The organism is Paenarthrobacter sp. NPDC091669 (genome assembly GCF_044756725.1).
Taxonomy (GTDB): Bacteria; Actinomycetota; Actinomycetes; order Actinomycetales; family Micrococcaceae; genus Arthrobacter; species Arthrobacter bambusae_C.
On record NZ_JBIVTK010000004.1, the window covers coordinates 299424 to 318960 of the forward strand.

15 protein-coding genes are annotated in these 19537 nt (G+C 63.2%); 4 read left to right on the forward strand and 11 right to left on the reverse strand.

The annotated features are described in order from the left end of the window. Nucleotides 1-2: 2 nt before the first annotated feature. The 5 genes from alaS to ACIQLI_RS09040 form a co-directional block, all read right to left on the reverse strand. A complete protein-coding gene (alaS, locus tag ACIQLI_RS09020; protein WP_400387337.1) occupies nt 3-2681 on the reverse strand; it encodes an alanine--tRNA ligase in 2679 nt (892 codons plus the stop codon). A gap of 114 nt (nt 2682-2795) precedes the next feature. Further along, the gene (locus tag ACIQLI_RS09025; protein ID WP_280622932.1) at nt 2796-3026 is read right to left on the reverse strand and encodes a hypothetical protein; all 231 of its coding nucleotides are present in this window, start codon (nt 3024-3026) and stop codon (nt 2796-2798) included. A 54-nt stretch (nt 3027-3080) separates the two neighbouring features. After that, a complete protein-coding gene (locus ACIQLI_RS09030; protein ID WP_089595238.1) occupies nt 3081-3455 on the reverse strand; it encodes a DUF948 domain-containing protein in 375 nt (124 codons plus the stop codon). A gap of 157 nt (nt 3456-3612) precedes the next feature. Then, nucleotides 3613-4233 carry a 30S ribosomal protein S4 gene (gene rpsD, locus ACIQLI_RS09035; RefSeq protein ID WP_026540819.1) on the reverse strand — a complete coding sequence of 207 codons (621 nt, stop codon included), beginning with the start codon at nt 4231-4233 and terminating at the stop codon, nt 3613-3615. Between the two features lie 219 nt (nt 4234-4452). Further along, the gene (locus tag ACIQLI_RS09040; protein WP_400387342.1) at nt 4453-6012 is read right to left on the reverse strand and encodes a replication-associated recombination protein A; all 1560 of its coding nucleotides are present in this window, start codon (nt 6010-6012) and stop codon (nt 4453-4455) included. A 42-nt stretch (nt 6013-6054) separates the two neighbouring features. On the opposite strand from ACIQLI_RS09040, the gene ACIQLI_RS09045 reads away from it, so the two are divergent. After that, a complete protein-coding gene (locus tag ACIQLI_RS09045; RefSeq protein ID WP_354226978.1) occupies nt 6055-6657 on the forward strand; it encodes a Vms1/Ankzf1 family peptidyl-tRNA hydrolase in 603 nt (200 codons plus the stop codon). On the opposite strand, the gene ACIQLI_RS09050 is transcribed toward ACIQLI_RS09045, so the two are convergent. The 3 genes from ACIQLI_RS09050 to hisS form a co-directional block, all read right to left on the reverse strand. Further along, nucleotides 6654-7481: a GNAT family N-acetyltransferase gene (locus ACIQLI_RS09050; protein WP_400387345.1), complete on the reverse strand. Its 828-nt coding sequence runs from the start codon at nt 7479-7481 to the stop codon at nt 6654-6656. The two genes, ACIQLI_RS09045 and ACIQLI_RS09050, sit on opposite strands and share 4 nt — an antisense overlap. Nucleotides 7482-7562: 81 nt before the next feature. After that, a complete protein-coding gene (gene aspS, locus ACIQLI_RS09055; RefSeq protein WP_089595242.1) occupies nt 7563-9356 on the reverse strand; it encodes an aspartate--tRNA ligase in 1794 nt (597 codons plus the stop codon). 110 nt (nt 9357-9466) lie between these two features. Continuing rightward, nucleotides 9467-10813, reverse strand: coding sequence for a histidine--tRNA ligase (gene hisS / locus ACIQLI_RS09060; protein WP_400387349.1), 1347 nt, complete (start codon nt 10811-10813; stop codon nt 9467-9469). 209 nt (nt 10814-11022) lie between these two features. Between hisS and ACIQLI_RS09065 the strand changes: the two genes are divergently transcribed. The 3 genes from ACIQLI_RS09065 (at nt 11023) to ACIQLI_RS09075 (ending at nt 14174) form a co-directional block, all read left to right on the forward strand. Beyond that, nucleotides 11023-11829, forward strand: a complete 807-nt coding sequence (locus tag ACIQLI_RS09065; protein WP_400387351.1) for a peptidylprolyl isomerase — start codon at nt 11023-11025, stop codon at nt 11827-11829. A 66-nt stretch (nt 11830-11895) separates the two neighbouring features. Continuing rightward, nucleotides 11896-13476 carry a DUF349 domain-containing protein gene (locus tag ACIQLI_RS09070; RefSeq protein WP_354226988.1) on the forward strand — a complete coding sequence of 527 codons (1581 nt, stop codon included), beginning with the start codon at nt 11896-11898 and terminating at the stop codon, nt 13474-13476. Between the two features lie 98 nt (nt 13477-13574). After that, nucleotides 13575-14174: a hypothetical protein gene (locus tag ACIQLI_RS09075; protein WP_400387353.1), complete on the forward strand. Its 600-nt coding sequence runs from the start codon at nt 13575-13577 to the stop codon at nt 14172-14174. Here ACIQLI_RS09075 and ACIQLI_RS09080 read toward each other — a convergent pair. From ACIQLI_RS09080 to secD, 3 genes are all read right to left on the reverse strand, one after another. Continuing rightward, a complete protein-coding gene (locus ACIQLI_RS09080; RefSeq protein WP_354226992.1) occupies nt 14171-16564 on the reverse strand; it encodes a bifunctional (p)ppGpp synthetase/guanosine-3',5'-bis(diphosphate) 3'-pyrophosphohydrolase in 2394 nt (797 codons plus the stop codon). The genes ACIQLI_RS09075 and ACIQLI_RS09080 overlap by 4 nt on opposite strands. Nucleotides 16565-16727: 163 nt before the next feature. Further along, nucleotides 16728-17717, reverse strand: a complete 990-nt coding sequence (gene secF, locus ACIQLI_RS09085; RefSeq protein WP_354226994.1) for a protein translocase subunit SecF — start codon at nt 17715-17717, stop codon at nt 16728-16730. Further along, nucleotides 17717-19468: a protein translocase subunit SecD gene (gene secD, locus ACIQLI_RS09090; protein WP_354226996.1), complete on the reverse strand. Its 1752-nt coding sequence runs from the start codon at nt 19466-19468 to the stop codon at nt 17717-17719. The genes secF and secD overlap by 1 nt, the downstream gene beginning before the upstream one ends. Nucleotides 19469-19537 lie beyond the last annotated feature (69 nt).

Below are 19537 nucleotides of genomic sequence, written 5' to 3' on the forward strand. Positions count from 1 at the left end.
CGTCAGCGCTTGGCTATCGCATCCACCACCGCTGTGAGGGCCTCAGAGACCTTCCCAGCGTCGGCGCCGCCGCCTTGGGCGACGTCGTCCTTGCCGCCACCGCCACCGCCAAGGATGCCGGCAGCCAGGCGAACCAGCGCACCGGCCTTCACGCCGGCCTCGCGGGCGGCCTCATTGGTGGCGATGAGGATCACCGGGCGGTCATTGCTGACGCCTGCAACAGCCACCGTGGCAGCGTCCGAGCCGAGGCGGCTGCGGAGGTCCAAAGCGAGGTTCCGGAGATCGTCGGCACCGCCGACCTGACCGGCGTCGTGGGCTACTACGCGCACGCCCGCAGCGTCCTTTGCAGTGCCCACCAGGTTTGCGGCAGCCGCGGCCAGCTGCTCCTTACGAAGGCGGTCGAGTTCCTTCTCCGTTGCCTTCAGCTTGCTCAGCGTGCTGGAAATGCGATCGGCGAGTTGCCCGGAGGGAACCTTCAGGAGTTCTGTGAGCTCAGTCACCAAGGCCCGCTCGGCGGCCAGATGACGGAATGCGTCCAGGCCAACGAAGGCTTCCACACGGCGGTTTCCGGAACCAACGGACTGCTCTCCCAGCAGCGAAAGGCTGCCGATGAGGGACGTGTTGGACACGTGGGTGCCACCACACAGCTCGCGGGACCAGGCGCCGTCGATCTCCACGACGCGCACTTCGCTGCCATAGTTTTCGCCGAACAGTGCCATGGCGCCCAGCGCCTTGGCTTCAGCGAGCCCCATTACCTTGGTGTCTACCCGGAAATTGTTCCGGATGGCAATGTTGGAGACCTCTTCGATTTCGGACCGCGTCGCAGTGCTCAGGCCCTCGCCCCAGGCGAAGTCGAAACGCAGGTACCCGGCTTTGTTGTACGAACCGCGCTGGGTAGCTTCAGGGCCCAGGATTTGATGCAGGGCGGCGTGCACAATGTGCGTGCCGGTGTGGGCCTGCTCGGCGGCATGGCGACGTTCACGGTCGACGGCGGCGCGCACCAGCGCATCGGAGGCAATCTCGCCTTCGCGGACAATCGCCTTGTGCACACTCAGGCCCTTGATGGGCCGCTGAACGTCCAGGACCTCCACCACGAAGCCATCGCCGGTGATGAGGCCCGTGTCAGCGGACTGGCCACCGGCTTCGGCGTAGAACGGAGTCTCGTTGAGGACCAGCTCAATCTCGTCGCCAGTGGAGGCATGCCCTACAGCACGGCCACCGCTGACGATGCCGCGGACCGAGGATTCACCCTCAAGTTCGTCATAGCCCGTGAAGACGGTCTCACCTTCGCCCAGGAGATCCTGGTAGGCGCTGAGGTCCGCGTGGCCACCCTTCTTACCCTTGGCATCAGCTTGTGCACGCTGGCGCTGCTCGAGCATGAGCGAGCGGAAACCTGCTTCGTCCACCTTGAGGCCGGCCTCTTCTGCCATTTCCAGCGTCAGGTCGATCGGGAAGCCATAGGTGTCGTGCAGGGCAAAGGCGTCGGCGCCGGAGAGCGGAACACCGGCAGCCTTCGATTCCGCCACGGCATCCTCGAGGCGGGCCGTACCCGAAGCAATGGTGCGCAGGAATGCCTTTTCTTCGGCGTAGGCAATGCGGCTGATCCGGGCGAAGTCCGTCTCCACCACGGGGTAGACGCCCTTCATGGCGTCTCGGGAGGCGGGAAGAAGGTCCGGCAGGCAGGCCTTCTCGACGCCGAGCAGCCGCATGGCGCGGACTGCGCGTCGAATGAGGCGGCGCAGCACATACCCACGGCCTTCGTTGGACGGCGAAACGCCATCAGCAATCAACATCAGGGCTGAACGAATGTGGTCGCCCACAACGCGCATCCGGACGTCATCCGTGTGGTGCGGGTCCTCCGGCGACTCGGCCGAGGTGTACTCACGGCCGGACAGTTCAGCAGCTTTGTCGATGACCGGGCGGACCTGATCGGTTTCATACATGTTCTCGACACCCTGGAGGATCATTGCGAGACGCTCCATGCCCAAGCCGGTGTCGATGTTCTTCTGCGGGAGCTCTCCCGCGATGTCGAAGTCCACCTTGGAACGGACATTCTCGATCTGGTACTGCATGAACACGAGGTTCCAGATCTCGATGTACCGGGTCTCATCGGCCAGCGGGCCGCCTTCGATGCCATAAGCAGGACCGCGGTCGTAGTAGATCTCCGAGCAGGGGCCGGCAGGGCCCGGCTGGCCGGTGGACCAGTAGTTGTCGGCTTTGCCCATGCGCTGGATGCGTTCAGCGGGGATTCCGGTGTTTTTGAGCCAGAGTTCCTTGGCTTCGTCGTCTTCTTCGTAGACGGTCACCCAGAGGCGCTCGGCGGGAAGTCCGTAGCCGCCGTCGTCAACGCTTGTGGTGAGCAGCTCGAAAGCGAACTTGATGGCGTCTTCCTTGAAGTAGTCGCCAAAGGAGAAGTTGCCGCACATCTGGAAGAACGTCCCGTGGCGGGCTGTCTTGCCCACTTCCTCGATGTCTCCGGTGCGGATGCATTTCTGGACGCTCGTGGCACGGCTGTACGGGGGTTCTTCGCGCGCAGTCAGGTACGGAATGAACGGCACCATTCCGGCGACGGTGAAGAGAAGGGACGGGTCGCTGGAAACGAGCGACGCGGAGGGAACGGCGGTGTGGCCCTTGCTGACAAAAAAGTCCACCCAGCGTTTGGTGATCTCCTGCGACTTCATTAGCTGATTACTTACCCTTCTCAATCCACTGCACGTTATGTGCGCGGTACCGGCTGGTGCCGTTCCGCAGTTTTCCATTCTGCCCTGTTGCGGGCGCGGGAGCGAACCGCTCCGCTAGCGGCGGCCGGCTCCGGCATCGTCAATCCCCAACGCCGCCCGAAGGTCCTCTTCCCGCTGGTGCATACCCGTCCGGACCGCATCGGCGAAATCGAACAAGCCGTCAGCCATCCGGCCAACGGCACGGTTCAAGCCCTCAGGACCGATGTTCGCCTGGGCCTCAGTGATCTTCCGGAAGGCAATGACGCCGATGGCGACGCCGATGCCCATCCACACAATTCTTTTCATGAGGTTCTGGTCTTCCTATAGTTTTGCGGCTGCCTGCTTCAGTAGCTCATTGGGTCAGCGGCTGCGGCGTCCGGAGGAAGGGCCGCGCCGTCCGGCGAAAGCCGAGCGAACGCCGTAGCTGAACGCTGCCACCTTGATCAAGGGAGAACCCACCGTGGCCGCCACCAGCGAGGACAGAGCGGAGATGTTGGCCGAGGCGTCGGAGACGTTGGAGGCGATCCCATCAACCTTCTTCAGCTGCTGGTTGGTGGTGGAAACCGTAGCGGTCACTTCATCCATCAAGGGCGTGGCGCCGTCGCTGATGGACCGGATGGAGGTCCGGACCTCGTCAAAAACGCCACCCAGCTTCAAGATTGGCACAGCCAACAACAACACGAGGAGTGCGAAGACTCCTGCTGCGATGAGGCCGGCGATGTCGCCACCAGACATAGAACTCTTCTCCTAGGGTTGTTGCATTGCCCTGCACCAGCCGCTGAACGGCATCGGACAAGGCCTCCCCAGTACCTTACCCACTTTGGACCGGTACCTTACATACAAAGAAGCCCGCGGCATGTGCCACGGGCTTCTTTGTATGCGCTGCGTGAATTTAGCGAGCGTAGAATTCGACGACGAGCTGCTCTTCGCAGATCACGGGGACCTCAGAGCGCTTGGGGCGGCGAACCAGGCGTGCCTGCAGGGCGTCGATCTTGACGTCCAGGTACGGCGGTACGTTGTTCAGAACGTGTGCGCCTGCAGCAGCCACCTGGAACGGGGGCATGACCTCGGAGCGGCTGTGAACGTGGATGAGCTGGCCTTCGCCAACGCGGAAGGACGGGCGGTCCACGCGGATGCCGTCAACCATGATGTGGCGGTGCACAACCAGCTGGCGGGCCTGTGCGATGGTGCGGGCGAAGCCTGCACGGAGCACGAGGGCGTCCAGACGCATTTCGAGCAGCTCAACCAGGTTTTCACCGGTCAGGCCCTTGGTGCGGCGTGCTTCTTCGAAGGCACGGGTCATCTGGGCTTCGCGGATGCCGTACTGGGCGCGCAGACGCTGCTTTTCGCGCAGACGTACGGCGTAGTCGGAGTCCTGCTTCTTGCGGGCACGGCCATGCTCACCGGGGCCGTACGGGCGGCGCTCCATGTACTTGGCGGCCTTGGGGGTCAGAGCGATGCCGAGTGCACGCGAAAGGCGTGCGGTACGGCGAGCACGAGTGTTGTTAGCCACTTGTGTCCTTCCAATTACTGCGGTGTGTCAGTGTTACTGGCCTCCATCAGGGAGAGCATCGGCCAACCGCTGCCTCTTGCTACTAGCCCGGGCGCACAGCACTGACGAAGGAATCTTCAGTGGGATTGAGCGTCAGGCCATGCCAGACAAGGATCAATCCTACCATGCACAACGTGGTTGACGCCCTGCGGACCTTCAAGAAGGAAGAGGTGTCATTGCCTACTCCCCGCGCACTATCTTGCGGAGCCTTTCCAGCCTGGCCGCGATATCCCGTTCGGCTCCGTTATTGGTGGGCTGGTAGTAGTCCTTCCCCACCAAATCGTCGGGCGGGTACTGCTGGGTTGCCACACCGTGCGGTTCGTCGTGGGCGTACTTGTAGCTCTTGCCATGCCCCAATTGCTTTGCTCCGGGGTAATGCGCATCCCGCAAATGCATGGGGATACCGCCGCCAAACCCTGCCCGGACATCAGCCACCGCTTTGTTCAAGCCCATATAGGCGGCATTGGATTTAGGCGCGGTAGCCAAATGGACCACAGCTTCGGCGAGGACGATCCGCCCCTCCGGCATGCCGATCAACTGCACCGCCTGGGCCGCCGCCACAGCCGTTTGCAGAGCTGTGGGATCGGCCATTCCAATGTCTTCAGCGGCGGAAATCACGATGCGCCGTGCCACGAACCGTGGATCTTCGCCCGCTTCAAGCATGCGGGCCAGGTAATGCAGCGCGGCATCGACATCCGAGCCACGGATGGATTTGATGAAAGCACTGGCGACGTCGTAATGCTGGTCCCCGGCGCGGTCGTAGCGAACCGCAGCGGCGTCCAAGGCACGCTCGGTATGGCGCAGTTCCACCAGCACCGGAGCGTCAGGGGCGCCGTCATTGGCGAGTCCCGGCTCGCCGTCGTTGATTGCTTCAGCGTCGTTGGTTGCTTCAGCATCGCCGGACTCTTCAGCGTCGCCATCCTCCTCCGGCACAGCATCGGTACCGGCCGGTGCAGATGGCCCGACGGCGGTGCTGTCACCGAAGGCAACCCCGGCAGCGGCTTCAAGCGCGGTCAACGCCCTGCGGGCATCGCCGCCGGAGAGGCGGACCAAGTGGTCCATCGCCTCCGGGCTGAGCTCCACGCGTCCGGCAAGGCCGCGGGCATCGGCGACGGCGCGTTGCAGCAGTCCCGCGATGTCGTCATCGGTGAGCGGCTTCAGCGTCAGCAGCAGCGACCTCGACAACAGGGGCGACACCACCGAGAATGATGGGTTTTCCGTGGTGGCGGCGACCAGCACCACCCAGCGGTTCTCAACACCCGGCAGCAGGGCGTCCTGCTGGGCCTTGTTAAAGCGATGGATCTCGTCCAGGAAGAGGACGGTGGTTTTCTTATAGAGATCGCGGGCCGTCAAGGCCTCATCCATGACGCGGCGGACATCTTTGACGCCTGCGGTAATCGCAGACAATTCCACGAACTTCCGCCCGGGTCCCCGCGCGATCACATGCGCCAGCGTGGTTTTGCCCGTTCCCGGAGGCCCCCAGAGGATCACAGAGCTCGGTCCAGCAGGACCGGCTGCTTCAGCCCCGGCCGCCAACTGCCGGAGTGGCGAACCGTGGCCCAGCAGGTGCTGCTGCCCCACGACGTCGTCCAAGGTGCGGGGGCGCATCCGCACAGCCAGTGGACTGCGCTGGGACGCCATCCAGCGTGCGTCGGAAGGCCCCCGGAGGGAATGCGGCGTGGCCGGCAGTTCCTCCGACTCGTCGTCGTTGTCTGCACCGGCACCAAAGAGATCTTCCACATGGATAGGCTACTCATAGTTCCAGCAAAGGAGGCATCCACCATGGACCGCCGAGCATCAGCCCCGCGTCAGCAGGCCATCCGGACCGCCTTGGTGTCCGCAGACCGGTTGCAGGGTTGGGTGGAACGGTTCGCGGCCGGCCACGGTCCCGTGGTGGAAGACCTCGACGACGCCGGCCTCCTCCTTCGCGCGGCCGACGGAGCCACCGCGCTGCTGAGGGCGCCATGGCCGTCGGACGGACGCCCAGGCCGAGGGGGCAGCGAAGTTCACCGCCTCGCCTCGTTGGCCGCCCAGGAACGGGGATTGGGCCTACTGCTGGTCCGGCGCGGCGGTTATGCTGTCGCCTCGGCCAGCGGGACCACCATCCTCGCCTCGAAGAGCGGCAACCGCTTCATCGATGCCAGGTCCACGGCGGAACATGCGGCCAGGATCTTCACGGGGCACCGGATGGAGTACATCGTTCCCGGCGGAGACAGGGCCTTGGTGGATCAGGTCCTTGCCCAGCCCGCCCTCAAGGCGTTCACCGGCCGCGCACGGCTGGCGTTCCTGGACATTCAGGAGATCAAATCCGCTGCCCTGCAGAAAGCGGCAGCAGATGCCTGCTCGATCCGGATCACGGTAACTGATCCGGAGCCTGCAGGTTAGCAGCCGCCGAGGGCACGTTTCAGGGGAGCCTGCCGGTACACATAGCTGCCGTAGTCCCTGAATCCCGCCTGCGTGTACAGCGACTGTGCCCCGTCATTGGCGGCCGTGACCAGAAGCCAGATCCCCTTGAGGTCCCGCCCGGCGCCGGCATGCAGCAACGCGGCCAGCACCTGGCCGGCGTATCCGCGCCGGCGGTGCCCGGCAGACGTCGCCATGCTGTAGATACCGCCCCAGCCATCAACCAGGGCGAGGCGTCCGACGGCGGCGGGGACGCCGTCGTCGTCCCTCACCATGGCGTACAGCGCCGGACAGGCGGTGAGGATCCTGTGGGCGACTGATAATTCGGCCTCACCACCGCGGCCATCGACGGACCACCAGAGACGGAGCCATTCCTCAGAAGGCAGTTCGAGCATCTCCACCTTCGGCGGCCTCGGCGGCACGTCGTCCAGCCCGCGGAGCATGATCTTCGTTTCGGCCTGCCGGGTGAAGCGCCGGCTGTCCAGGACATCATTGAGGGCGGCACTGCGGGAGTCATCGAATACTTGGAAAATCAACGGCAGGCGGCGGCGCCTGTACCACTCCGAGGCGGCCTTGACGGATCGCTCAAGGTCAGCGGCAGACTCAAGGCCAGTGGCCCCTGCATGACCGTCTGCACTGCCTGCACTGTCTCCCGGGGCGGCCGGCCACACCGAATTGGCCCGCTGCGTCACACCGTTCGAAGCACGGAGCACCCACTTCCCTGCGCTTTCGCCAACAAGGTCTTCACGCTCAAGGGCCGGCCAGGCCTTGTCCATGAGCGTTTCCAGGAAAGCTTGCTCCAGCATCCAGCAGCACCTTTCGTTGAGGGAGTCGTGGGGAGAAACGCCAAAGGCCCTCCACCGGAGTGGAGAGCCTTTGGTGACCGTCTAGACGGTGGTGGTTTCCGGCTTGGCTGCAGGTTTGGCTTCGGGCTTGAAGTCGACGCCTGCCTCCTTGCGCTGCTGCGGGGTGATCGGTGCAGGAGCTGCGGTCAGCGGGTCATAGCCGTTGCCCGACTTCGGGAACGCAATGACGTCGCGGATGGACTCCACGCCGGCGAGCAAGGCCACAACGCGGTCCCAGCCGAGGGCCATTCCACCGTGCGGAGGGGCGCCGTACTTGAAGCCTTCCAGCAGGAAGCCGAACTTGGTTTCGGCGTCTTCCTTGTCCAGCCCCATGAGCTGGAATACCCGTTCCTGCACTTCGCGCTGGTGGATACGGATGGAACCGCCACCGATCTCGTTGCCGTTGCAGACGATGTCATAGGCGTATGACAGTGCGGATTCCGGGTCTTGATCGAAGGTGTCCAGGAACTCCGGCTTGGGCGAGGTGAATGCGTGGTGCACTGCCGTCCACTGGCCTCCACCCACAGCTACGTCACCGGACGCGACGGCCGCGGCCGCGGGCTCGAACATGGGAGCGTCCACGATCCAGACAAACGCCCAGTCGTTGGGGTCGATCAGGCCGGTGCGGTGACCGATTTCAACGCGGGCAGCACCGAGCAGGGCGCGGGCCGCTGACTTCTCACCGGCGGCGAAGAAGATGCAGTCGCCCGGCTTGGCACCCACAGCGTCGGCCAGTCCGGCACGCTCTTCTTCCGTAAGGTTCTTGGCCACGGGACCGGCGAGCTCGCCGTCCTCCTTGAAGAGCACGTAGGCAAGGCCCTTGTGTCCGCGCTGCTTGGCGAATTCCTGCCAGCCGTCCAGCGTACGGCGAGGCTGCGAAGCTCCGCCGGGCATGACCACTGCGCCGACGTACGGTGCCTTGAACACACCGAAGTTGGTGTCCTTGAAGAAGTCCGTAAGCTCTGTCAGCTCTACGCCGAAGCGCAGGTCCGGCTTGTCCGAGCCGTACTTGGCCATGGCATCCAGGTACGTCATGCGGCGGATCGGTGTGGGGATCTCGACGTCGATGAGCTGCCACAGTGCCTTGACGATTGCCTCGCCAAGCTCAATGACATCGTCCTGGTCCACGAAACTGGCTTCGATGTCCAGCTGGGTGAACTCCGGCTGGCGGTCCGCGCGGAAGTCCTCGTCACGGTAGCAACGGGCAATCTGGTAGTACTTCTCAAAGCCTCCCACCTGGAGCAGCTGCTTGAAAAGTTGCGGCGACTGCGGCAGGGCATACCAGGAACCCGGCGCCAGGCGTGCCGGGACAACGAAGTCGCGGGCGCCTTCCGGCGTCGAACGCGTCAGCGTGGGCGTCTCGATTTCGACGTAGCCGCGCTGGTGCAGCAGTTCGCGGGCTACACGGTTGGCTTCCGAACGCAGGCGCATGTTGCGGGCCGGGCCGGGCCGGCGAAGGTCAAGGTAACGGTGCTTGAGGCGTGCTTCCTCGCCAACTTCAACGTGTTCGTCGATCTGGAACGGAAGCGGCTCGGAGGTGTTGAGGATGACCACCTTGTCAGCGATCACCTCGATGTCACCGGTCGCCAGGGCCGGGTTTTCGTTGCCTTCGGGACGCTTGTTGACGGTACCCGTCACCTGCAGAACGTACTCGTTCCGCAGGCCATGGAAGACCTCTTCCTCACGGACTACCACCTGGGCGACACCGGACGCGTCACGCAGGTCAACGAATGCAACGCCACCGTGATCACGGCGGCGGCCCACCCAGCCGGCCAGGGTAACGGTTTGTCCAATGTGCTCGGAGCGAAGTGATCCGAGGTCATGTGTGCGCAGCACAGCATTCCTTTCAGCATGAAATTTATAGGGACCGCTGCAAGGCGGTCCCGTCCGAGTTTACCCGCCCCGGACGCGGCTCCCGCCCAACGGCGGAACAAGCGATGCCTGTATCAGGCGGTGGTGACGCGGACGTACAAGTCCTCTTCCGACGGCGTCCATTCTGCGGGGTCCGCGTCAACCTGCTCGCCGGTGCGGATGTCCTTGACTTGGTGCTTGCCGTCGTCGTCGGTGAACCACACGAACGGGATACCGCGCCGGTCGGCGAACTTGATCTGCTTGCCGAATTTCTCGGCCTTCGCAGCAACTTCGGTTGCGATGCCCCTCCCCCGCAGTTGTGCAGCGATATCCTGCGCAGCGGACCAGCTGTCGTCCGTGTTCAAGGCAACCAGGACCGCGGTGGGGACCGAGCGCGAGGCCGTCGCCAGTTCCTGGCTAAGGATGCGCGACACGAGCCGCGTCACACCGATGGAAAGACCGACGCCGGGGAACTTGCGGTTGCCCTTGCTGGCCAGGGCATCATAGCGGCCACCGGAGCAAATGGAACCGAGTTGCTCGTGACCCACCAACACGGTTTCGACGACAGTTCCGGTGTAGTAATCCAAGCCGCGGGCGATGCTCAAATCGGCGACCACCTTGCCCGGAGCACGCTGAACGGCCGCCTGGATGACCTGCTCCAACTCGTTAAGCCCTTCCTCCAGGAGCTCATCGGTGACACCCAAGGCGCGCACCTGTTGGACGAAGGAGGTGTCTTCAGTGCGGATACTTGCCAGTTTTAGGGCCAGTCCGGCTTGCTCGTCCGTGGCACCGAGCTCGCTCTTCAACAGCTCAGTAACCTTCTCAGCGCCGATCTTTTCCAGTTTGTCGATGCTGCGCAGGACTCCAGCAGTGTCCGTCAGGCCAATGCCGCGATAGAAACCCTCGGCCAGCTTCCGGTTGTTGATCCGGAGCCGGAAATCCGGAATCGGCAAGGCGCTCAGTGCCTCGGCAATGACCAGGGCAATCTCGACGTCGTAGCGGAACGGAAGCTCGCCGTCGCCCACCACATCGATATCCGCCTGGGTGAACTCACGGGCGCGGCCTTCCTGCGGCCTCTCGCCACGCCATACTTTCTGGATTTGGTAGCGGCGGAAGGGGAACGCCAGGTATCCGGCGTTCTCCACCACGTAGCGGGCGAAGGGAACAGTCAGGTCGAAGTGCAGTGCCAAGGCGTTGGGATCCGCTTTGTCTGACTTCGCCGCCTCACCCTCGTCATCCTGGAGACGGCTCAGCCCGTAAACCTCTTTGTCGATCTCGCCTTTGCGGAGCAGCTGCCCCACCGTTTCCACCGCCCTGGTCTCGATGGACGAAAACCCGTGCAACTCGAACGTCTTGCGGAGCGTATCCAGCACGTGGAGCTCCACCAACCGCTCCTGGGGAAGCCACTCGGGGAATCCGGACAGGGAGGCGGTACGTGCCATGGTGGAAATGTCTCCTCGAAGAAAGCTGACGCTGGTACACGACCCGCAGCTTTAAAACACCTGTACGGCGTTTACAGAGCGGGCGTCCAGCCGGTCATGCATAAACTATGTGCGGCAGCCAGTTTATGCTTTCGGCGCGTGCACATCTAATGCAGCATGCCCGGGTTCCTGTCGGCGGCCCCGGAAAGTGCACACAATCAGGAGGACTCTTGGCAACAAGGTCGCGGGATGACCGCGAAGCGAAACGGCGCATCAGGCAGATGGAAGCCAAGCGTGCCCTGCGGCAGGAACAGGGCAAGCGGCGCAAACGCGACAACACCATCGCCATCGGCGCGGGTACAGCGGCAGTGATCCTCGCCGTCGTACTTCAACTGACTGCCTTCAGCTCCAACCCCACCGAGGCTGAGTTCGCTGCTGCGGAAGCCGGTCTTAGTTCTCCGTCTGCTTCTGCATCCCCGTCTGCGCCGGCATCGAACAGTCCCGACGTTCCCAGCCCTGATACCGCAGCGGGTAAAACCTTCACCGGCGAGCTGGCGCTGAACAGCGGCTCGATCGGCATCGAACTGAACGGCACTGCGGCACCCCAGGCCGCCGCAGTCCTCAAGTCGCTGAGCGAGTCCAGCTACTACAACGGGAAGTTCTGCCACCGCCTGACCACCTCGGAAACCTTCGGGCTGCTTCAGTGTGGCGCCCCGTCCGAAGACGGCGCGGACGACCCCAACTACCGATGGGGGCCGCTGGAAAACACGCCCGCAGACAACAAGTACCCGGCAGGGACAATTGCCGTGGCCCGCAGCGGGAACAACGCCTACGGCAACGGGCACCAGTTCTTCATCGTCTATAAGGACACCACCATTCCTGCTGACACGGCCGGCGGGTACACCGTGGTGGGCAAGGTAACCAGCGGGTTGGACGTGGTCACCAACATCGCCGCCGCAGGCCTCAAAACCGGCGAAAGCACCAGTGACGGCGCCCCTGTGGCACCTGTCACGATAGACTCGTTTTCTCTGAAGTAACCAGCTCCAGGCCCCGGCCCGGGGTGCATTACCTGAGCAGTCCCTCCAAGCGAAAGACTTTTAGCGGTGACAGACAGTCAGAAATCCGACGAAACAGCAGTAGTGGCCAACGAAGAAGAAGCAGTCGAGGCGACCAGCCCCGACCCTGCGGAAACCTCCGTCGCGCCGGCAGCTGCACAAGAACCAGCGCCTGTTGATGAGGCGGCCGCCGGGACCGAGGCAGCAGCCGGGGACAAACCGTCACCTGCAGCGACGCCCGAGGCCGAAGCAGCCGCCAGTGAGCCGGCCGCACCGCGACCTGCCCCGTCAGCAGCCCCGACACCTGCAGCGCTTGCGGCCCGCCCCAAAGCTCCCGCCGCCGTCGTTCCCGCTGCCCCGGCCGTGTCTGCCGCGTCGCTTGCCGAGGCAGCCAAGTGGGGCCGCGCCGAAGGTGATGGCCACGTGTTCCTGACCCTTGATGGTGAGGAGATCGCCGTCGGCCAGTACCCGGGTGTCAGTCCCGACGAAGCCCTGGGCTACTTCGCCCGGAAGTTCGACGACATTATTGCCCAGGTTGTCCTGTTGGAACACCGTGTGGAATCCAAGGCTCCGGCCACGGACATGCAAAAGACTGTCACTCATCTGCGCGAACAGCTTGCAGAGCGCACTATGGTGGGCGATATCCGGTCGGCGGAAGCACGTCTGGATGCCCTTTCCACCCAGATCGTGGAGCTGGAAAAATCAGAGAAGGCAGCACACGAAGCCGTGCGTGCCGGCGAACTCGCTGCCCGCGAAGCAATCGTGTCCGAAGCCGAGTCCATTGCCGGGCAGGATCCTGCCCAGATTCAGTGGAAGACCTCCAGCGCCCGCATGAACGAGTTGTTTGAGACTTGGAAATCGGCGCAGAAGAGCGGCGTACGTTTGGGTCGGAGCAACGAGGACGCATTGTGGAAGCGGTTCCGCTCGGCCCGCACGGTCTTTGACCGTCACCGCCGCGCCTACTTCTCGCAACTTGACAGCAACAATTCAGCGGCAAAGTCTGCCAAGGAAGCGCTGATCGCCGAGGCCGAAGCCCTCTCCTCTTCCACTGATTGGGGATTCGCCGCCGGTGAATACCGCAGGCTGATGGACCAGTGGAAAGCCACCCCCCGGGCGAGCCGCAAGGATGACGACGCACTGTGGGGCCGGTTCCGTGCCGCACAGGACGTCTTCTTCAGCAACCGCCAGGCAGCCAACGACCAGATCGACCAGGAGTACACCGCCAACCTGGTGGTCAAGGAGCAGCTCGTAGTCGAAGCGCAGGCCCTGCTTCCCATCAAGGACCTCAACGCAGCCAAGAAGGCCCTCCAGTCCATCAGGGACCGCTGGGAAGATGCCGGCAAGGTTCCCCGTGGGGACATGGGACGCATCGAGGCCGGCCTCCGCAAGGTTGAAGACGCCGTCAAGGAAGCCGAAGAAGAGAAGTGGCGCCGGAGCAACCCGGAGACCAAGGCACGCACCAACAGCGCCCTCTCGCAACTCGAAGCTGCCATCGCCGGTCTTAAGGATGACCTTGAGAAGGCTGAAAAGGCAGGCGACCAGCGCCGGATCAAGACTGCCCGCGAGGCTTTGGAGGCCCGCCAGGCGTGGCTGGACCAGATTCAGCGATCTGCAAGCGATCTCGCCTAGCACTCTTTTCTGAGCGGTACCGCAGGCTCCGTTCCGGTTATCCACATAACCGGAACGGAGCCTGTACTGCTTCGGCGGCTCCGAGGAATGATCAGTGGATGGACCCCGCTGTCGCCGCCCCGCACTTATCGGAGCCGGCCATCCCAGAGCTGTACTCCCCCCACCGGATCTTCACGTGGAACGAACTCCAGAGCATGGCCTTCGACGGCATCCTGCTGCCCCTGTACGGGAAGAGTTATGCCTCGCCGGGCACTGCAATTACCCATCGCCTCCGGGCCCGCGCAGCAGCCCTCACAGTTCCGGAACGGATCCGGACCAAAGTAGTTGCCGGCCGCCTCACGGCCGCGTGGATCTACGGCTGCGCAAACCCCCCGGAGCGCCTGTCGCTCCTGGTTGATGCGAAGCACCGCATTTCAAGTCTGCGCGGAAGCACCGCCTGCAGCCTCCATGAGGTGCGGCTGGGCCAGATGGACGTAGTGAGTCTGGGCGGGATGCTGGTGAGCAGCCCGCTCCGCACCGCAGCGGACATCGCCTTGCACGTGGAAAGTGACCGCGCTTTGCCTGCCCTGAGGCGCCTCCTGGCCAAGGAGGACCTGGGAATCCGGTTGAGACTCCTCACGCTGGCCGTGGAGGCAGCGCCGCGCGTTCCCCACAAGCGGCGTGCGCTGGCCACCCTTGCACACCTTGCTGCCGGCTAGCTGCGCCGCCTGTTACCCGTGGTGCGGTAGACATCAAAGACGCCATCAATGCGGCGTACGGCATTCAGGACGTGGTGCAAGTACTTGGGGTCGCCCATTTCGAAAGCGAACTTTGAGATGGCAACCCTGTCGCTCGAGGTGTGGACGGAGGCAGCGAGGATGTTCACGTGGTTCTCGGACAGAATCCGCGTCACGTCGGACAGCAGGGACTTGCGGTCCAACGCCTCCACTTGGATTTCCACCAGGAAGACGCTCGACTGCGTGGGAGCCCATTCCACTTCCACGATTCTGTCCGGCTGGTCCCGGAGCCCCGAAACGTTGGTGCAATCGGTCCTGTGGACGGAGACGCCCGAGCCGCGCGTGACGAATCCCAGGATGGGGTCCGGCGGAACGGGTGTGCAACAACGGGCCAGTTTGACCCAGACGTCTCCCACACCGCGGACGATGACTCCGGAGTCCGAGAATTTGGACTTGGCAACCTGCGTCGGAATGCTGACTTCCTCGAGGTCTTCATCCGGAGTCTCGTGGCCTCCCAGGTGCTCGACCAGCTTTTCCATCACGGATTGGGCGGAGGTATGTCCATCCCCGACGCCTGCGTAGAGCCCGGAGATATCAACGTAGTGGAAGTCCTCGGCCACCGCAGACAAGGCATCGTGCGTCATCAGGCGCTGCAACGGCAGGTTCTGCTTCCGCATGGCCCGCGTCAGCATGTCCTTGCCGCGATCGATTGCCTCTTCGCGGCGTTCCTTGGTGAACCACTGGCGGATCTTGTTCCGTGCGCGTGCCGACTTGACGAAGTGTTGCCAGTCCTGGCTGGGACCGGCTCCCTCGGCCTTGGACGTGAAGATCTCCACCCAGTCGCCATGGTTCAGCTCGCTGTTGAGCGGTACCAGCTTGCCGTTGACGCGCGCACCGATAGTCCTGTGGCCCACCTCAGTGTGGACGGCGTAGGCAAAATCGACCGGAGTCGATCCCGCAGGCAGAGCCATGACCTCACCCTTGGGGGTGAAGACGAAAACTTCGCGTGCATTAATCTCATAACGCAGGGAGTCCAGGAACTCGCCGGGGTCCGACGTTTCCTGCTGCCAGTCCACCAAGGATCTCAACCAGCCCATGTCCCCGTCGCGCGGGCTTCCGGGGCCCTGCGCCGTGCGGTTTGGCTGGTCCTTGTACTTCCAGTGCGCTGCCACACCGTACTCGGCCCGGCGATGCATCTCATGGGTTCTGATTTGGATCTCCACGGGCTTGCCGCCCGGGCCGATCACCGTGGTGTGCAGCGACTGGTACATGTTGAACTTGGGCATGGCGATGTAGTCCTTGAACCGCCCCGGAAGGGGGTTCCATCGCGAATGCAGGGTACCCAAGGCTGCGTAACAGTCCCGGACCGAGTCCACCAGGACGCGCACGCCCATGAGGTCGTTGATGTCGTCGAAGTCCTTATCCCGGACGATCATCTTCTGGTAGATCGAGTAGTAGTGCTTGGGACGCCCAGTGATGGTCGCCTTGATCCTGGCCGTGCGCAGATCATCTGCTATCTGGTTGCGGATGACACTGAGGCTCTTCTCGCGCTCCGGCGTACGGTCCCCCACCATGCGCACGATTTCCTCGTACACCTTGGGGTACAAGGCAGCGAAGGACAGGTCTTCGAGCTCCCACTTGATGGTGTTCATGCCCAGGCGGTGAGCCAGCGGGGCAAAGATCTCCAGCGTTTCACGAGCCTTGCGGGAAGAAGACTCAGCGGAGACAAAGCGCCACGTACGGGCGTTGTGCAGGCGGTCGGCCAACTTGATCATCAGGACCCGAATGTCCTTGGCCATGGCCACAACCATCTTGCGGACGGTCTCTGATTGCGCGGCTTCGCCAAAGCTGACCTTGTCCAGCTTGGTCACGCCATCCACCAGCATGGCAACCTCGGGACCAAAATCCCTCGTCAGGTCAGCCAGTGTGTAGGGGGTGTCCTCCACGGTGTCGTGAAGCAACGCGGCCGCCAGAGTGGTGCCCGTCATGCCGAGTTCAGCCAGGATGGTGGCCACTGCCACCGGATGGGTGATGTAGGGATCACCACTCTTGCGCTTCTGGCCCTGGTGGCTTCGCTCTGCAATGGTGAAGGCCCGCTGGATCAGGTCAAAGTCTTCTTTGGGGTTGTTGGCCCGTACTGTCCGCAGCAGAGGTTCGAGGATCGGAGAGTAAGGAGCCACACCACGGCCGGTCAGACGGGCCAAACGGGAACGTGTACGCTCCCGACGCCCCGGGAAGGTTGGACGCGCGCCAGGGGTATCCACCGGAACAGCTCCCGCAGTCCGTCCAGCCATGCTTGTCGCTGGAACCGCCACAGCATTGTGGCCGTCTTCCCCGCCCGCCGGTGGTGCCGACGTCGCACGTTCTTCCACAGAAGTACCCCTCACAACCGAATAATTCTCTAAGTCTATTCCCGTAGGTGAATGCTTCTGCAAATGGGCAGCACATGACGCACAGGACGGGCAAGTCAAAGAGCCGGTCTCCGCATAAGTGCGGGGGCCGGCTCTTTGGTCAAACAGAGGCGTTGCGACGGGCCTAGACGGTGACGTCGGCCCGGCGGTGGGCTACCTTCTTGGCCTGCTTTACGAGTTCCGGTTCACCTTGGCGCAGCCAGGCGTACAGGGGCGCGGCGATGAAGATGGTGGCTGCCGTACCGATGAGGATACCGACGAACAACGCCAGTGAGAGGTCCCGCAGCGTGCCCGCCCCCAGCAGACCGGCGCCGATGAAGAGGATAGCTGCCACCGGGAGCACGGCCACCATCATGGTGTTGATGGAGCGGACCAGTGTTTGGTTGACGGCCAGGTTGACCTCTTCGCCGAACGTACGGCGGGTGGAAGTGGAAATATCGGCCGTGTTCTCGCGGATCTTGTCGAAGACCACCACGGTGTCGTAGAGCGAGTAGCTCAGGACCGTCAGGAAGCCGATGATGGCCGACGGCGTCACCTCGAAGTCGCTCAAGGCGTAGACACCCGCTGTGGTGAACATCGTGACAAGCATGCCCACGAGGGCCGACAACGACATTTTCCAGGTTCTGAAGTACAGCGCCATCAGGACGGCCGCCAAACCAACGAAGACCACCAGGCCGATGAGCGCCTGCCTGGTGACATCCTGCCCCCAGGTGGGACCCACGAAGTTGGACGTCACTTCATTCTCGGTGACGCCATAGGCGCTGGTAAGGCCATCCTTGATGCGGTTGGTCTCGTCATCAGTGAGTTGGTCCGTTTGGATCCGCATGGTGTTGCCCGCGACGTTTGCCACGCGCGGGATGGCGCCGGGTACGACGTCGTGCACAGCTTTTTCGCCAAGGGCGGCGTCCGTGGTGCTCACGTTGGAGACGGTGAACTCCGAGCCTCCCCGGAATTCGATGCCAAGGTTGAAACCACCCTTGGCCACCGGAATGAGGATGGACAGGGCCACCGCGACGGCAGCAATGATGAACCAGATCTTCTTCGAATTGACGAAGTTGTACGAGCGCTTGCCCGTGTACAGCTCATGGCCGAAGGTTGCGAAGCTCGTAGTCATTACTTCTCCTCCTTGGTTGCCTTGGAGGAACCAGTCAACTGGCCCTTCTCGGCAAGGCGCCGTTCGGCGATGGTCATGCGGCGTTCGGCTTCTGCCACAGCACCGGTGTTCCGCGCACGAACAGCGGTGGGCTTCTCATCGGGTGTACGGAGCCGTCCCGCGCCACGGTACAGGGGAACTGCGCCAAGACGGTCCGGGGAAAGGCCCGAGAATCGGTGACCTTCCCCGAAGAACTTGGTGCGCGCCAGGACCTGCAGCATGGGGTGGGTAAACATGAACACCACCAAGAGGTCGGCAAGGGCTGTAAGACCCAAAGTGAAGGCGAAGCCGCGCACGTTGCCGACAGCCACGAAGTAGAGCACCAAGGCAGCAAGGAGGTTGACTGCCTTGGAGGCAAGGACAGTCCGCTTGGCCCGCTTCCAGCCGTTTTCGACGGCGGATACCAGTCCGCGGCCTTCGCGCAGTTCATCGCGGATGCGCTCGAAGTAGACGATGAAAGAGTCAGCGGTCTGGCCGATGGCCACGATCAAACCAGCCACGCCGGCGAGGGATAGCCGATAGTTCTCGGTCCAGCCGAGGATCGCGATGGCCAGATAGGTCAAGACGCCGGCCACCACCAAGGAGGCGATGGTAACAAGGCCAAGGGCCCTGTATTGGAAGAGGGAATAGACCACCACCAGCAGCAAGCCGATCATGCCGGCCAACAACCCGAGTCGGAGCTGGTCGCCACCCAGGGTGGCCGAAATCTGCTCCTGTGACTGGATCTCGAAGCTGATGGGCAGGGCACCGTAGCGGAGCTGGTCGGACAGCGCTTTGGCGGTAGCCTGCGTGAAGTCTCCCGTGATCTGCGGGCGTCCGTCGGTGATTACTGCCAGGGATCGCGGCGCGGAAATGACTTTGTCGTCCAGGACAATGGCGAACTGGGACTTTGGATCTTCAGTTCCTTGCGCCTGGGCCGCCACATAGTACTGGTTGAGCCGCTCGGTGACGGCCTTGAACTTCTCGGTGGCATCCCCGTTGAAGACGATGTTCACACCCCAGGAGTTGGTGACCGAACCCTGTGCACCCTGCACCTGGGAGAAAGTGGAATCGCTGATGTCCTGGCCCCGGACTTCTACCGGTCCAAGGATGTACTTGAGGGCCGGCGTCTTGGCCGTGGCAGCTTCGCAGGTCACAAGGGGCTTGGCCGGATCGGAGCGTTCACGCCTTTCAGTCGAAGGATTGACGCAGTCAAGTGCTTCAAATTCCTTCTGGACTTCGGGGGTGATCCAGTTGACATCACTCGCGTTGGCCGGTTCCGCCGTCGGCTTGTTCAGCTGGTCATCCGGTGTGCGCGATTCCACCGGGACGGCCGCGGGATCGCCATAGGTAATGACAGGCCGGAAGTTCATGTCGGCCGAAGCCTGGATCAAGTCGCGGGTTTCCTTGGAAGGTGTACCCGGGAGGCTGACCACCACATTGCGGCCGGACTGGGTGCTGATCTCTGCTTCAGCAACGCCCGAGCCATCAACTCGCTGGCGGATGATGGCAACTGCCTGGTTGAGCTGCTCTTCGTTGATCTCGCTGGATCCATCAACCCTGGGCGCCAGGATCATCTGGGTACCGCCCTCGAGGTCCAAGGCAAGCTTGGGTGCCCAGCTGGCATTACCAGTCAAAACTCCGCCACCCAGGACAGCGGTGAGTACAACGAATATTGCTCCAAGCCAGGTCAGCACCCTGCGGGCTGAATTTTTGGGGCCGGTCCGTGCCATTATCGATCTTCCTGTTATCGCCGGACAGCCGCCGGCCAACGCTTGTGAGCGTCTGCCGGCGGCTCTCAG